Below are 14900 nucleotides of genomic sequence, written 5' to 3'. Positions count from 1 at the left end.
TGACCTACTGCTATCGGGAGCAAGCCCCCTCCCACATTGAGTTCTGTGTGCAGGTATTTAGTCGTCGAGGGCTTTGACGGACTTGGGTGACAGACGCAGGCTGCGCAAACTGCGTTTAACGCTCTTGAGGTGGTTGACCAAGCTCGGGCCGCGAGCCATGGCCACGCCCATCGCCAACACGTCGATCACCACCAGGTGGGCAATACGCGAGGTCAGCGGTGTGTAGATTTCGGTGTCTTCATGCACGTCGATCGCCAGGTTAACCGTGGACAGCTCCGCCAATGGCGTCTGGCTCGGGCACAGGGTGATCAGCGAAGCGCCACTTTCACGCACCAGGTTGGCGGTGATCAGCAGGTCTTTGGAGCGACCGGACTGGGAAATACAGATGGCCACGTCAGTGGGCTTCAACGTCACTGCCGACATCGCCTGCATGTGCGGGTCGCTGTAGGCCGCGGCCGTCAGCAGCAGACGGAAGAATTTGTGCTGGGCATCGGCAGCCACCGCGCCGGAAGCGCCAAAGCCATAGAACTCGACGCGCTGGGCCTGGGACATCGCGGTCACAGCCTTTTGCAGCTCCACCGGGTCGAGCTTCTCGCGCACTTCCATCAGGGTGTGCAGGGTGGTGTCGAAGATTTTCAGGCTGTAGTCGGCGACGGAGTCGTCTTCATGGATGGCAAACTGGCCGAAGCTTGCGCCAGCCGCCAGGCTTTGCGCCAGCTTGAGTTTCAAATCCTGAAACCCGGAGCAACCAATGGCGCGGCAGAAGCGCACGATGGTCGGCTCGCTGATACCCACGCTGTGAGCCAGATCGGCCATGGAACTGTGCATCACGGCCGCAGGGTCAAGCAGCACATGATCGGCAACCTTGAGTTCCGATTTGCGTAACAGGTGGCGCGACTGGGCGATATGTTGCAACAGGTTCAAAGGGCAGGACTCTTGTTATTGGCAGGTGCCAGGGATGTAGCAAGCTTGTAGTTATACTACAAGAATTGTCGTTTTGCCCGTTCGATGCATCACTAAATCGCCCTGCTCCCCTCTGGTTTCAGCGGGCAGACGCCATGTAGCTATAAAGGCGGCCAACGCGGCGTTAAGAAAAATCTGCATTTTTGCGTAACAAATCCGCCAGCCCTTCGGCGTGCATTGGCGGGCTGATCAGATAACCCTGCACCTCATCGCACTGTTCACCGCGCAGGAAATCCAGCTGCTGCTGATCCTCCACGCCCTCGGCCACCACCTTGAGCGCCAGCCCATGGGCCATGGCAATGATAGCCCGCGTGATGGCGGCATCCTCACGCGCCTGACCGAGGCCACGGATAAAGGCCTGGTCGATCTTCACGTAATCCACAGGAATACGCTTGAGGTAACTGAGGGACGAATAACCGGTGCCAAAATCGTCGATGGCCAGCTTCACCCCCAGGTCACGCAACTGCTGGAAAGTGGCGATGATGTGCTCAACGCTATCGAGCAACTGGCTTTCGGTGAGTTCCAACTCAAGGTATTGCGGGTCCAGCCCGGTCTCTTCCAGAACCTGACGCACCAGGCTGACCAGCTTGCCCTGACGCAGCTGATGCACCGACAGGTTCACCGACACGCGAATCGGCGCCAGCCCCTGGCGCTGCCACTCGCAAGCTTGCCGGCACGCCTGGCGCAGCACGAACTCTCCCAACGGCACGATCAAGCCGGTTTCTTCAGCCAGGCCGATAAAGTCCCCCGGCGGCACCATGCCCCACTGCGGATGCTCCCAGCGAATCAGCGCCTCGGCGGCATTCAGCTTGCCGGTCGCCAGGCACAACTTCGGCTGGTAGAACACGCTCAGATGGCGCTCCTCGATCGCTTTGCGCAGGTGGTTTTCCAACTGCAGACGCTCCAGGGTGCTGGCTTGCAAACTGTCGGTGTAAAACTGGAAATTATTGCCGCCCAGATGCTTGGCGTGCTGCATGGCCATATTCGATTGGCTGACCAACGCAGAGATCTCCCGCGCATTATCCGGCAGCAAGCTGACCCCCATAGAAGCACTGACCACCAGTTCGTGCCCCTCCACCGTTACCGGTACCCGCAGTTTCGCCAACAGCCGCGTCGCCACGCGCGCCAGGCTCGACAAATTGCCGTAGGCATCGAACAGCACCGCGAACTCATCGCCGGACAAGCGCGCAATGGTGTCGGCTTCGGGCAGCGCATTGATCAAACGCCGGGCCATTTTCTGTAACAACTGGTCGGCCACTTCATGGCCCAGGCTGTCATTGAGCAACTTGAAACGGTCCAGGTTTATATGCAGCAGCGCCAGGCTGCGCCCGCCCTGGCGCACGCGTTGATGGGCTTCGTGCAGCCGTTCGCGAAACAGCGAACGGTTGGCCAGGCCGGTCAGCTCGTCATAGTGAGTAAGGTAGCGCATACGTTCTTCGGATTCGCGCCGTGCCGACAGATCGGCGAAAAAGCCTACAATATGACTGACGTTTCCCCGAACATCGCGCACCACATTCAATTGCAGCCACTGCGGGTAGAGCTCGCCGTTCTTGCGCGTTTCTACCAGCTCGCCCTGCCAGGTGCCATGGCTGAGCAGGGCCTGGCGGATCATCGGGAAGTGGCGCCGCGCATCGCGACTGCTGGGCAGCTCCACGACATTGCGACCAAGCATGTCGTCGATGTCAAAACCGGTGACACGGCTGAACGCTTGGTTCACCGCGATCAGCGCGTACTCGGGATCAAGGATCACGATGCCTTCGCTGGCCGCCTCGAACACCGTCGAGGCGAGCCGTTGCTGTTCTTCCAGCGCCTTGCTGGCACTGATGTCGCGGCGCGTGCCGAGCATCCGCACGACGCGGCCATTGGGCGCACGTTCTACCGCACGCCCACGGTCCTGGATCCACATCCAATGTCCATCGCCATGACGTATCCGGTATTCCACCTGATAATCCTCACTGCGACCTTTCAAGTGCTCCACCAGCGCGTGCTTGAGCAATGGCAGGTCGTCGGGGTGCAGGCGCGGCTTGAGGTGGCTGAGCATCGCCTTGACGTATTCAGGCTCCAGGCCGAACAGCTCCTTGAGCTGAGTGTGATGGACTTCGTCGGTTTGCAGGTTCCAGTCCCACAGGCCCAGTTCACTGGCTTGCAGGGCCATGGCCAGGCGCGCTTCGCTGGTATTGAGGGCGAGGCTGGCGGCATCCAGTTCCTGGCTGCGTTGCGCCACGCGGTCTTGCAGGCCGATTTGGGCTTCGCGCAGGTCCTGCTCGACCTGGCGGCGCTGCTCGACTTCACGCACCAGCTCCAGGTTCAGCTGCTCACTGCGCTGCCGGGCCTGCTGCAGGTGCTCGATCAGGGCCTGGTTCTGGAAGCGACGCAACAGCCCGCGCTGGATCAAGCGGTTGACCTGCCACGCCACCAGGCTCAGGGACGCCAGCAGGATCAGGCCAAGCACGCCCCAGCCCTGCTGCTGTGGGGTGCCATTGCAGAAAAGATAAATAATGGCCGGCAACAGGCAGGGCAAGGCAAATGACAGGAAGGCCCAAAGGCTCACGGCATAGGCCACGCTGGCCGACAAGGTAGCGGCGCCGATCAGGCCGAACACCCAGGCCTGATGCATGAAACTGTCGGCGGGTACCAGGGCGATGGCGGCAATGGACAGGGTCAGGCCGCTGACCGCTGAGCCGAGCATGAACATACGCCGCCACACCGGTTGGGCCTGGCGGCTGGGCATGGCCGAATCAAAAGCCGCCACCTGGATCACGCGCATCGCCACCAGAGCGAGTAACCAGAGCAACCAGAGACTGTCGAGCAGGTAGTGCTCGGGATTCCACAACAACCAGGCGCAGACCAGGCCATTGACCAGCATCAGCAGCGTCGGCAGCAACGAGCCCTGATACAGCAGGCGTGTGCGCTCGACCGCCATTTGGGTTGCATAGTGTTTGCGGATGACCTGCGCGGGCGCCACTGAGGGGCCAAACAGATCAGTGCTAAGGGTCATAGGCGATGTTCTTATAATGGTGAGCCCGAAACGTCGACGGAGCATACACAAGCAAGCGCCTGGGCCAAACTGCCCCACGTCATAAAAAACCGCCTGCAATGGGCCGCAAACCTTTGGCCCAGACAGCTCGAGCAAGACGCGGCGCGGGCTGCGGCCCATGACCAACCGGTCATCCCGCACGACAGAATTTTTGCCCGCTGGGTGGTGTGCGAAGTGTTTTGCGTCGACCACCGGGCATTGGGATTTGCCCGAGCCCCTTTAGGCCCATAGAATGCGTCGATGCGCGATGATCTCTCTCTTTTGCTGAACTCCCTCAACGATGCCCAACGCCAGGCCGTAGCGGCCCCCGTTGGCCGTCAGTTGGTCCTGGCCGGTGCTGGCTCCGGTAAAACCCGAGTGCTGGTGCACCGTATCGCCTGGTTGATCCAGGTCGAAAACGCGTCCCCGCATTCCATCCTGTCGGTGACCTTCACCAACAAGGCCGCTGCCGAGATGCGCCATCGCATCGAGCAGTTGATGGGCATCAGCCCGGCCGGCATGTGGGTGGGTACCTTCCACGGCCTGGCGCACCGCCTGTTGCGAGCCCATTGGCAGGAAGCGGGGCTGAGCCAGACCTTCCAGATCCTCGACAGCGATGACCAGCAACGCCTGGTCAAACGGGTGATCCGCGAACTGGGCCTGGATGAACAACGCTGGCCGGCGCGTCAGGCCCAGTGGTTTATCAACGGCCAGAAAGACGAGGGCCTGCGCCCGCAACATATCCAGGCCAGCGGCGACCTGTTCCTGGCCACCATGCGCAGCATTTATGAAGCCTACGAGGCGGCCTGCGTACGCGCCGGCGTGATCGACTTCTCCGAACTGTTACTGCGCGCGCTGGACCTGTGGCGTGACAACCCCGGTTTGCTGGCCCATTACCAGAAGCGCTTCCGCCACATCCTGGTGGACGAGTTCCAGGACACCAACGCCGTGCAGTACGCCTGGTTGCGCCTGCTGGCCAAGGGCGGCGACAGCCTCATGGTGGTGGGTGATGACGACCAGTCGATCTACGGCTGGCGCGGCGCGAAAATCGAGAATATCTATCAGTATTCCGAGGACTTCCCGGACGCGGTGACCATCCGTCTGGAGCAGAACTACCGCTCCACCGCCGGGATCCTCAAGGCCGCCAACGCCTTGATCGCCAACAACACCGGGCGCCTGGGCAAAGAGCTGTGGACTGATGGCGGCGAAGGCGAAGCGATCAACCTGTATGCCGCGTTCAACGAACACGATGAAGCACGCTACGTGGTGGAAACCATCGAAAGCGCGCTGAAAACCGGGCTGGCCCGTAGCGATATCGCGATTCTGTACCGCTCCAACGCCCAATCGCGGGTGCTGGAAGAAGCCTTGCTGCGCGAGCGTATCCCGTACCGCATCTACGGCGGCCAGCGTTTCTTCGAACGTGCCGAAATCAAGAACGCCATGGCCTACCTGCGCTTGCTCGAAGGCCGTGGTAACGACGCGGCGCTGGAGCGGGTGATCAATATCCCGGCCCGCGGCATTGGCGAGAAAACCGTTGAAGCGATCCGCGACCATGCACGCCATGCCGATGTGTCGATGTGGGAAGCCATGCGTTTGCTCATCGCCAACAAAGGCTTGACCGGCCGTGCGGCCGGGGCGCTGGGTGTGTTTGTCGAGCTGATCGAGAACCTGGCCGCCAAGTGCGCAGAAATGCCCCTGCACCTGATGACCCAGACCGTGATCGAGCAGTCCGGCCTGATCGCCTACCACGAGGCGGAAAAAGGCGAGAAAGGCCAGGCCCGGGTAGAAAACCTTGAGGAACTGGTCAGCGCTGCCCGCGCCTTTGAAAACACCGAGGAAGATGAAGAGCTGACGCCGCTCGCCGCCTTCCTGGGTCATGCATCACTGGAAGCCGGCGATACCCAGGCCGATGAGCATGAAGACAGCATCCAGTTGATGACCTTGCACAGCGCCAAGGGCCTGGAATTCCCCTATGTGTTCCTGGTGGGCATGGAAGAAGGCCTGTTCCCCCACAAGATGAGCCTGGAAGAGCCCGGCCGCCTTGAAGAAGAGCGCCGCCTGGCCTACGTGGGCATTACCCGGGCGATGCAGAACCTGGTGATGACCTACGCGGAGACCCGGCGCCTGTATGGCAGCGAGACCTACAACAAGGTGTCGCGTTTCGTACGTGAAGTGCCGAAAGGCTTGATCCAGGAAGTGCGCCTGTCCAACAGCGTCAGTCGCCCGTTCGGGGGCGGCCAGCAGCAGAACTCCAGCACTATGTTTGCCGGTTCCGAGATTCCTGAAACCCCGTTCAGCCTTGGCCAGCAGGTCAAACATGCGATCTTCGGCGAAGGTGTGATCCTCAATTTCGAAGGCGCCGGTGCACAGGCCCGGGTGCAGGTGAACTTCGCCGAAGGCAGCAAGTGGCTGATGATGGGTTACGCGAAGCTCGAAGCGGTCTGAAGCGAGCTGTTTGTGGCGAGGCAGCTCGCTCCCTCGCCACAAGAAACACTGCGTAACATGAAGATTATTGGCCCACCCTTGTTTTAGAAGAGCACGGGCCAATATCTGTAGTTAGTCCTACAGACCCTTCGGATTTGGTCTTACGCAAAAGCCCGAAACATTATGCCGCTAGCCACTGCCACGACACCTGTGCAACATGGCGCGCGTGCAATCCACAAATGGGAATTCCCTTTATGAAACGTTTTCTTAGCATCGCCATGGCGTTGTGCATCGGCTTGACGATGAGCCTGGACGCCAACGCCAAACGCTTCGGTGGCGGCAAAAGCTCTGGCGCAGCGCCGACTCACCAAACCAGTCAAATGGCTCCCTCCGCCGGTGCCGGCGGTGCTGCCGCAACTGCGGGTGCAGCCGGTGCGGCTGGCGCTGCTGCCAAGGCCGGCGGTGCTTCGCGCTGGTTGGGCCCTCTGGCCGGTATCGCCGCCGGTGGCCTGCTCGCGTCCATGTTCATGGGCGGCGGCTTCCAGGGCATGCAGATCTTCGACATCCTGATCCTGGCCGTCATCGCCTTCGTGATCTTCCGCTTTATCGCTGCCCGTCGCCGCAAGCAGCAGGAGCACCTTGCTCCAGCCGGCGCGCCGATGCAGCGTGAAGTGTTCGAGCAGAAGCCAGCCATGGGTTCGATCTTCGGTGGTTCGGCAGCACCTGCCGCCGCCCGTCCGGTGATCAATGCTCCGGCCTGGTTCAACGAAGAGCGTTTCGTCGAAGCGGCCCGCAGCCACTTCCAGTCCCTGCAACAGCACTGGGACGCTAACGAAATGGACAAGATTGCCGAGTTCGTGACTCCGCAACTGCTGGAGTTCCTCAAGCGCGAACGCGCCGAGATCGGCGATGCGTTCCAGTCGACCTACATCGACGACCTGCGCGTACAGCTTGAAGGTGTGGATGATCGTGCCGACAAGACTATCGCCACCCTGACCTTCAGCGGCGTGTCGAAGTCGTCGCGTTTCGACCAGGGCGAAGTGTTCAGCGAAAGCTGGAACATGGAACGTGCTCAGGGCGAGAACCAGCCATGGCTGGTCGCCGGTATCCGCCAGAACAGCTGATACTCACGCGTTTGAGCAAGCGGTAACAAAAACCCCGGACATGTCCGGGGTTTTCTATTTCACGGTTGCACTTATAGCGAGCTACTGTATAAAACGCCCCTATAAACCGCGCCATCTAGCAAGAGGATCCCGGCCGTGGAAGAAATCATCGAACAATTGCGTGAAGCCAACGAACCGGTCCCGGTTCCTTTGGAGCTGCCTGACGAAGACCAACTGGTGGAAGTTGAAGAACAGCTGTTCATCAATATTCCGTTCGTCTTTAAGGAATTCCTGCTGACCGTCAGTGATGTGGTGTACGGCAGCTTGGAGCCAGTGACCATTACTGACCCGGGCTCCCATACCTACCTGCCTGAAGTGGCTGCAAACGCCTGGGACCTTGGTGTACCTCGTGAGCTGATCCCAATCTGCCAAGACGGTGACGACTACTACTGCGTCGAAGAAGACGGCACCGTGGTGCTGTGGTCTGGCGAAGAAGAAATCGTCACCGAAGAATCCTGGGAATCGGTGTGGCACTGGGCGCGGGACGTCTGGCTGGAAAGCTGAGTCCCACACCCAACCTTTAGTGCTCCGGCGTATCCTTGTGGTTATCTAATGTTTCCAACAAGGCCACCTGCATCCGCGTATGCACCCGGATAAACCAGCGCCAGAGCACCGCAGCCACTGCCGCCGTGACCACGGCGATCAGCACCAGCAACTTGTTGGTCGGCAGAATGCTGGCCGACAAGGCTGCCAGTAGCAGGAAGATCACCAGCAGCGAGAGCAGCGGAATCAGCTCCGCGATCACCCTTCGCACACGCTGGGTATGCCGCCCGGCCATCTCCGGCTTCACACTCATCTCGGCCAGCAACATCGACAGCGCCTTGAGCTTGCGATACGCCGCAATCAGGAACGGCAGCGACAACAGCAGCGCCCCGCCCCAGATCAACGCCTTCTGCCAGCTCTGATCACTGATCCAGCCTTCCAGATACCCGCCGATGCGCGCCGCGAAAAAACTGCCGGCGAAGAAGATCGCGATCACCAGTGCCAGATTCACCCCGACTTGCAGGATGATCTTGCGGATCATCGACGCCAGCATTGCACCCTCGCCCTGGGGCTGGATGCTGCGCAGCCATTCGCCATACAGTCCGAATACCCGGCTCATGCGCTTGGGCATTACCGCTGCGATCTTCAACGACAGCGGGTCAGCCCCGCGAATCAGGTAGGGGGTGAGCAAGGTCGTGATTGCCGAAACAGCCACGGCCACCGGGTACAGGAAGTCGCTGGTCACCTGCAAAGTCATCCCCAGCGCTGCGATGATGAAAGAAAATTCGCCAATCTGTGACAGCCCCATACCGACCCGCAACGAAGTACGACCATCATTGCCAGCGATAAAAGCGCCCAGGCCACAGGAGAGCATTTTGCCCAGTACCACGGCCACGGTGATTACGGCGATCGGCCACGCGTATTGCAGCAAGATCTGCGGGTCGATCATCAAGCCAATCGCCACAAAGAAGATCGCGCTGAACATGTCGCGAACGGGTTCGATCAAGCGCTCAATCTTAATCAACTGACGGGATTCAGCCATGATCGCGCCAATCAGGAAGGCGCCGAGCACCATGCTGTACTCCAGCTTCACCACCAGCAGGCAGAAGCCGAAACACAGGCCCAATACGGTGATCAGCAGCATTTCGTTGCTTTCAAACTTGGCCACGTAGGCCAGCAGGCGCGGCACCAGCAAAATGCCGATCACCAGCGCGACGATCATGAACAGTGAGAGTTTGCCGACCGTGGAGAACACCTCGCCTGAGCTGACCGTGCCACTGACGGCGATGCTCGACAGCAGGGCAATGATGCCGATGCCGAGAATGTCCTCGACGATCAATACCCCGAAAATCAGCTGGGCGAAACGCTGGTCTTTCATCTTCAGGTCATTGAGGGCCTTGACGATGATGGTGGTCGAGGAGATCGCCAGGATCGCGCCGAGGAACAGCGAGTCCATGGTGCTCCAGTCGAACCAGCGGCCAATCTCATAGCCGATCCAGATCATCAGGACGATTTCCAGGAAGGCCGCGATAAACGCCGTGGCGCCCACCTTGAACAGCTTGCGCAGGCTGAACTCCAGGCCCAGGCAGAACATCAGGAAAATCACCCCTAGCTCAGCCAGGGTCTTGATCGTGTCTTCATCGTGGATCAGGCCAAACGGCGGGGTATGCGGCCCGATAATAAAGCCAGCGACGATGTAGCCCAGCACCACCGGCTGCTTGAGGCGGTGAAACAGGATGGTCACAACCCCTGCCACCAGCATGATCACGGCCAGGTCCTGGATAAAGCTGATGGCGTGCATGGCGAGGGACTCCTTGAGGTACCAGCGCTTTTCCCACTTCCGGCCGCCTTTGTACGGTCGCAAAGAGCGGAAGGAAAAGTCTGCCTTGATCGTAAGAAATGCCCTGAGATGGGCTTTTGAAGGTTAACACCGCGACTTCTGCTGAAAAGCCGGTGCAATATATGGAAACAGATCGATGCACGCGTGACGGCAAGCTGCCCACCAGCGTCCCGTTAGGGATGGCGCTGCAAAGACTCCAGCACCCGCAGAGGTGCCCTCCCCCCAACCAATGCCTACAACCCGTGAGTGTGCTATGGAACCCGGAAACGCCCAGCTGTCGATGACGGTACTGATGACCCCTGACATGGCCAACTTCTCAGGCAATGTCCACGGCGGCACGCTGCTCAAGTACCTCGACGAAGTGGCCTACGCCTGCGCCAGCCGTTATGCCGGTCGTTATGTGGTCACGCTGTCGGTGGACCAGGTGATTTTTCGCGAACCGATCCATGTCGGTGAACTGGTGACTTTCCTCGCGTCGGTCAACTACACCGGCAATACGTCGATGGAAGTGGGCATCAAGGTGGTGACCGAGAACATCCGTGAACGCTCGGTGCGCCATACCAACAGCTGTTTCTTTACCATGGTGGCCGTGGACGACCAGCGCAAACCTGCCGCCGTGCCGCCGCTGCAACCGCAGAACAGCGAGGACAAGCGCCGCTTTGTGCAGGCCCAGCAGCGTCGGCAGATTCGTCAGGAGCTGGAAAAGCGTTACCGGGAGATCAAAGCCGACGCGCCGTAATTTGTAAACCCACGGGCTCCCTGTGCTTACAAACTGATCGGTGTGGCTTCGAAGCGCACACGAGGGTGGGCAATACGGTCCTGGGCCCGCACCAGTTCCAGTTCATAACTGGCGCAGGCCTGGGTCTCCAGTAGCACTTCATGCACCGCTGCGGCGGTGAATTCAAAGGCTGCCACCAGGCTATCGCCCAACAGCACCCGCGCCAGGAACAGGCCCGACGTCAGGTCGCCCACGCCCACCGGCTGACGCGGGAACGCCAGCAGTGGCCGACGCAAGTGCCAACTGCCCTCAGCCGTCACCAACAGCATTTCAAAACCTTCCGGCAGTTTGCCTGGGTAATCCAGGTGCTTGACCAGCACCGCTTTGGGCCCGCGGGCCAGCAACGCCTTGGCCATGGCCAGGCAATCAAACAGCGATTGCGGCTTGCGCCCGGCAAAGCTGTCCAGTTCCAATTGGTTGGGGCACAGGAAATCTGCCATGGCCGCAGCCTCATCGAGCAGGAAATCGCTGACCTCCTGTGGCACGATGCAACCCTTTTCCGGGTGGCCCATCACCGGGTCGCACAGGTACAGCGCCTTCGGATTGATCGCTTTGATACGGGCCACGCCGCTAAGGATTGCACGGCCCTGATCGGCGCTGCCCAGGTAGCCGGACAGCACCGCGTCACAGTTGCCCAGCTCACCAATCGCGGCAATGCCTTCTACCAGGGCCGGAATCTGCTGCGGCGCCAACACTTCGCCCGCCCACTGTCCATACTGAGTGTGGTTGGAGAACTGCACCGTATTGAGCGGCCAGACATTCACTCCCACACGCTGCATGGGGAACACGGCGGCGCTGTTTCCGGCGTGGCCAAAGACCACATGAGACTGGATCGCAAGCAGATGAGGTGTGCGTTTCATGCGGGAGATTTCCGTAAAGCCGTTGAAATTCTGGCCGCGCAGTATGCGACTAAACGCAGCCTGTACGACAGACCGGCGACGCAGTTAAGCTGCTCTCACTTTGTTGGAGTTCATGGAATGCTGACCCTGGGAAACATCTTCGTGCTGATGCTGCTGGCGACTGGCGCCGCCTGGGTTTGGCACAACCACGGCCTGCGTGAGCGGGCACTGGAGCGGGTCAAGCAGCATTGCGCCAAGCTTGATATCGAATTGCTCGATGGTGCGGTTGCGCTCAAACGCATTGGTTTCGTCAAGGATGCCAATGGCCGGCGGCGCCTGGCACGCGTCTATAATTTCGAATTCACCGTGACCGGGGAGACCCGCCATGCCGGGACGATCACCCAATTCGGCGCCCACAGTGCGCAGATCGAACTGGCACCCTACCCGTTCGAAGCCAAGGAGCCACTGCCTAGCGCCGAAGTGATCGAATTGAGCCAATGGCGCCAGGACCACGCCACCAAGAACCGTCAGTAGCGGCAGGCTGCCAGCGCCGCCTGCAATGCGGCCACGTCCCGTGGTTCGCTGAAGATCAATTCGATACGTGAATCCCGTCGCCATTCGCTAGGTTGCCAGGTTAAAACGCTGTTATCCACAGCGTTGGCCGAGACCCAGTCTTCGCCGCTGTGGATAACCAGTTTGGCACGATGCCAGTCGAGGCTTGATAGCCAGCGATGCAGACGGCTGACATCAAATTGCTGGCTGGGGTGCCATCGCCAGCCGATACTCCACCCCCCCTCCTGGCCCTGGCTCAAACAGATGGGCAAGGCAGGATCGCTCCAGATGGCCGGCATTTGCGCGAGGCCTTCAGGCGCCGCCAAGTTATCCACAGCCGCTTGGGCCTGCGCATTCAAGCCCGGCAACTGGTCGATTGGCAGCTGAGCCTGGCGTGTCCAGTAAATCGCGCAATCGGGTAACTGCCGTTCAATCGCCTGACGCTGCGCGGCATTCAGGGCCTCATCCTTGTTCAACACCAGCAGGCCAGCACTTGCCAGCGCCGCTTGCTGTGCCTGCGGCAAGGGCTTGCCTGCTGCCAACGCCTGGGCATCCAGCACCAGCACGCTGGGCTGCACGGCCAGCACGTCTTGCCATGGCGCTTCCCGTAGTTGTTTGAGCAACTGCGCGGGATGACCCAAACCCGAAGGTTCGATAAACAGCCGATCCGGTTTGGCCTTACGCAGCAAACGGCCCAGGCCTACCTGGAACGGTGCACCATTCACACAGCACAGGCACCCACCCGCTACCTCGCCCAAGGCGACGCCGTCAGCGTCTTGAGTCAGCAAGGCAGCGTCCAGGCCGATCTGGCCAAATTCGTTGATCAGCACCGCCCAACGCTCGTTGGCCGGGCGCTGAGCGAGCAGGTGCTTGATCAGGCTGGTCTTGCCGGCGCCCAATGGGCCGGCAATCACATGGGTGGGTATGTTCTGCAACATTGGAAACATCATTCTGGCCGTGTAGAGCGTTTGATCCTACGCGGTTATGCCAGCCAATCCAGCGTCAGGATCAACCGGCGCTCATCGGCCTTGAGCGCTGGCGAACGATGGATCAGGCCATGCCCTTCGTTACCATGCCATTTGGTGCCCTTGAGCAGCGCCACCTCACCGCAGTGGATCTGCTCGATACGCTCGGTAGGTTCGGCGTCCGCCTGGCTCAGTTTGCGGCGATCCATCACACCTTCGCGCAACCATTGGCTGCCGATACCGGCATAGGTGGTGATCAGCCGAACCGGCACATGATCAACGTGAAAACGCGGGCACATGGCCTTGTCCAACAGCCGCAAACGTACGCCAATACGCTTGGCGCCGAGCAGGCAGGCAAATGCACTGACCAGCCATGACACATCGGCGATAAAACCTTCGTAACCCTCAAGATCGCGACAACTGGATGCCAGGCCCTGCAAGTTCGGCACGGCGTCCTCGTTGTCGAGCTCAATCACCAGGGATTCGGCGAGCGGCTCATTGAGCGCCACCAGCAAGGCGCCGAACTCGGCGATATGCAGGGGCAACTGACGTTGCCACAGCGCCAGGTTGACGCCATCTTCGAGGATATCGGACAGTGCCAACGGAGTTTGCCCACACGTCTGGCGGATCACGGGGCGCAGGGGGATAACCGGGGCCAGCATCAGGCGACCTGCTCATACCAAGGGCCGAAAGGATCAGGCAGCTGGCGCCAACCTTCGACACCCAGGGCCATTTCTTCATCATTGAGCAAGCAGGCATCCAGTTCCGCACGCATCAGGTTGAAGTCGATGTTTTGCCCGATAAACACCAGCTCCTGGCGGCAGTCCCCCGTGCTCAGTTGCCAGTTGCCCATGATCGCCGCCACGCTTTCCTCGTCCTGGGGCCATTGGCTTTTGGGCACAAAGCGCCACCAGCGTCCGGCAAAGCCATGGCGCATCAAGCCACCAGCCTGGGACCAACTGCCGGCGTCCTGATGTTTGCTGGCCAACCAGAAGAAGCCCTTGGAGCGCAACAGTTTGCCGTTCACCCAAGGGCGATCGATAAAGTCAAAAAACCGCTGTGGATGGAAGGGGCGGCGCGCACGGTAAGCGGTGGAGGCAATACCGTATTCTTCGGTTTCCGGTACATGCTCACCGCGCAGCTCCCGCAACCAACCCGGCGCCTGGGCAGCGCGTTCGAAGTCGAAACGGCCGGTGTTGAGGATCTTGTGCAGCGCCACCTCGCCCATGACCATCGGGATGATTTCCGCCTGGGCGTTGAGGCGCTCGAGGATGGCCATCAATTCCTCACGCTCGCGGCTGCTGATCAGGTCGATCTTGCTGATCAGGATGACGTCGGCGAATTCGATCTGCTCGATCAGCAGGTCAGTGATGGAGCGCTCATCTTCTTCGCCCAGGGTTTCGCCGCGGGAAGCCAGGCTTTCGGCGGCCTGGTAGTCGAGCAGAAAGTTCATGCCATCGACCACGGTAACCATGGTGTCCAGGCGTGCAATGTCGGCCAGGCTTTGCTCGTTTTCATCGCGAAAGGTGAAGGTTTCGGCCACGGGCAGCGGCTCGGAGATACCGGTGGATTCGATCAGCAGATAATCGAAACGCCCTTCCTTGGCCAGCTTGGCGACTTCTTCCAGCAAGTCTTCACGCAAGGTGCAGCAGATGCAGCCGTTGCTCATCTCCACCAGTTTTTCTTCGGCACGATTGAGCGTGACGTCGCGCTGCACCTCGCTGCCGTCGATGTTGATTTCACTCATGTCGTTGACGATCACCGCCACCCGCAGGTTGTCGCGGTTGCGCAGGACATAGTTGAGCAGTGTGCTTTTACCGGCGCCGAGAAAGCCGGACAACACGGTCACGGGGAGACGATTGGGCATCAGGTATTCC

12 protein-coding genes are annotated in these 14900 nt (G+C 60.3%); 5 read left to right on the top strand and 7 right to left on the bottom strand.

Annotation, left to right across the window (positions count from 1 at the left end; genetic code table 11):
• Positions 1-57: 57 nt before the first annotated feature.
• Both hexR and E4P01_RS02960 read right to left on the bottom strand, forming a co-directional pair.
• A complete protein-coding gene (gene hexR / locus E4P01_RS02965) occupies positions 58-924 on the bottom strand; it encodes a transcriptional regulator HexR (RefSeq protein WP_003177007.1) in 867 nt (288 codons plus the stop codon).
• Positions 925-1087: 163 nt separating this feature from the next.
• A complete protein-coding gene (locus E4P01_RS02960) occupies positions 1088-3961 on the bottom strand; it encodes an EAL domain-containing protein (protein ID WP_032878655.1) in 2874 nt (957 codons plus the stop codon).
• Positions 3962-4240: 279 nt separating this feature from the next.
• On the opposite strand from E4P01_RS02960, the gene uvrD reads away from it, so the two are divergent.
• The 3 genes from uvrD to E4P01_RS02945 all read left to right on the top strand — a co-directional run bounded on the left by uvrD (position 4241) and on the right by E4P01_RS02945 (position 8070).
• Positions 4241-6424 (top strand): DNA helicase II, encoded by a 2184-nt coding sequence (uvrD, locus tag E4P01_RS02955; protein ID WP_032878654.1) that lies wholly within the window; start codon positions 4241-4243, stop codon positions 6422-6424.
• 233 nt (positions 6425-6657) lie between these two features.
• Positions 6658-7527, top strand: coding sequence for a Tim44 domain-containing protein (locus E4P01_RS02950; protein ID WP_032878653.1), 870 nt, complete (start codon positions 6658-6660; stop codon positions 7525-7527).
• 135 nt (positions 7528-7662) lie between these two features.
• Entirely contained in the window at positions 7663-8070 is a 408-nt protein-coding gene (locus E4P01_RS02945) for an SMI1/KNR4 family protein (protein ID WP_032878652.1), read from the top strand.
• A 16-nt stretch (positions 8071-8086) separates the two neighbouring features.
• Here E4P01_RS02945 and E4P01_RS02940 read toward each other — a convergent pair whose 3' ends face one another.
• Positions 8087-9850 carry a cation:proton antiporter gene (locus E4P01_RS02940; protein WP_005792568.1) on the bottom strand — a complete coding sequence of 588 codons (1764 nt, stop codon included), beginning with the start codon at positions 9848-9850 and terminating at the stop codon, positions 8087-8089.
• Between the two features lie 292 nt (positions 9851-10142).
• On the opposite strand from E4P01_RS02940, the gene E4P01_RS02935 reads away from it, so the two are divergent.
• Positions 10143-10628: an acyl-CoA thioesterase gene (locus E4P01_RS02935; RefSeq protein WP_003195747.1), complete on the top strand. Its 486-nt coding sequence runs from the start codon at positions 10143-10145 to the stop codon at positions 10626-10628.
• A gap of 26 nt (positions 10629-10654) precedes the next feature.
• Here E4P01_RS02935 and pdxY read toward each other — a convergent pair whose 3' ends face one another.
• Positions 10655-11527, bottom strand: coding sequence for a pyridoxal kinase PdxY (pdxY, locus tag E4P01_RS02930; protein ID WP_032878650.1), 873 nt, complete (start codon positions 11525-11527; stop codon positions 10655-10657).
• Between the two features lie 117 nt (positions 11528-11644).
• On the opposite strand from pdxY, the gene E4P01_RS02925 reads away from it, so the two are divergent.
• A complete protein-coding gene (locus tag E4P01_RS02925) occupies positions 11645-12040 on the top strand; it encodes a DUF3301 domain-containing protein (RefSeq protein WP_005792570.1) in 396 nt (131 codons plus the stop codon).
• Here the strand turns inward: E4P01_RS02925 and E4P01_RS02920 are convergent.
• The 3 genes from E4P01_RS02920 to zigA are packed head-to-tail and all read right to left on the bottom strand — an operon-like array spanning position 12034 to position 14890.
• On the bottom strand, positions 12034-12996 hold the full coding sequence (locus E4P01_RS02920) for a CobW-like GTP-binding protein (protein WP_103734118.1): 963 nt from the start codon (positions 12994-12996) through the stop codon (positions 12034-12036). The genes E4P01_RS02925 and E4P01_RS02920 overlap by 7 nt on opposite strands.
• A gap of 44 nt (positions 12997-13040) precedes the next feature.
• A complete protein-coding gene (locus E4P01_RS02915; protein ID WP_032878648.1) occupies positions 13041-13685 on the bottom strand; it encodes a DUF1826 domain-containing protein in 645 nt (214 codons plus the stop codon).
• The gene (gene zigA / locus E4P01_RS02910; protein ID WP_216090502.1) at positions 13685-14890 is read right to left on the bottom strand and encodes a zinc metallochaperone GTPase ZigA; all 1206 of its coding nucleotides are present in this window, start codon (positions 14888-14890) and stop codon (positions 13685-13687) included. The genes E4P01_RS02915 and zigA overlap by 1 nt, the downstream gene beginning before the upstream one ends.
• Positions 14891-14900: the final 10 nt, after the last annotated feature.

Origin of the sequence: Pseudomonas sp. NCIMB 10586 (assembly GCF_023127895.1) — a bacterium.
In the GTDB taxonomy this organism is placed as follows: domain Bacteria; phylum Pseudomonadota; class Gammaproteobacteria; order Pseudomonadales; family Pseudomonadaceae; genus Aquipseudomonas; species Aquipseudomonas synxantha_A.
Note: the sequence above shows the minus strand (reverse complement) of the source record. Positions and strands in the feature narration are given on the sequence as shown.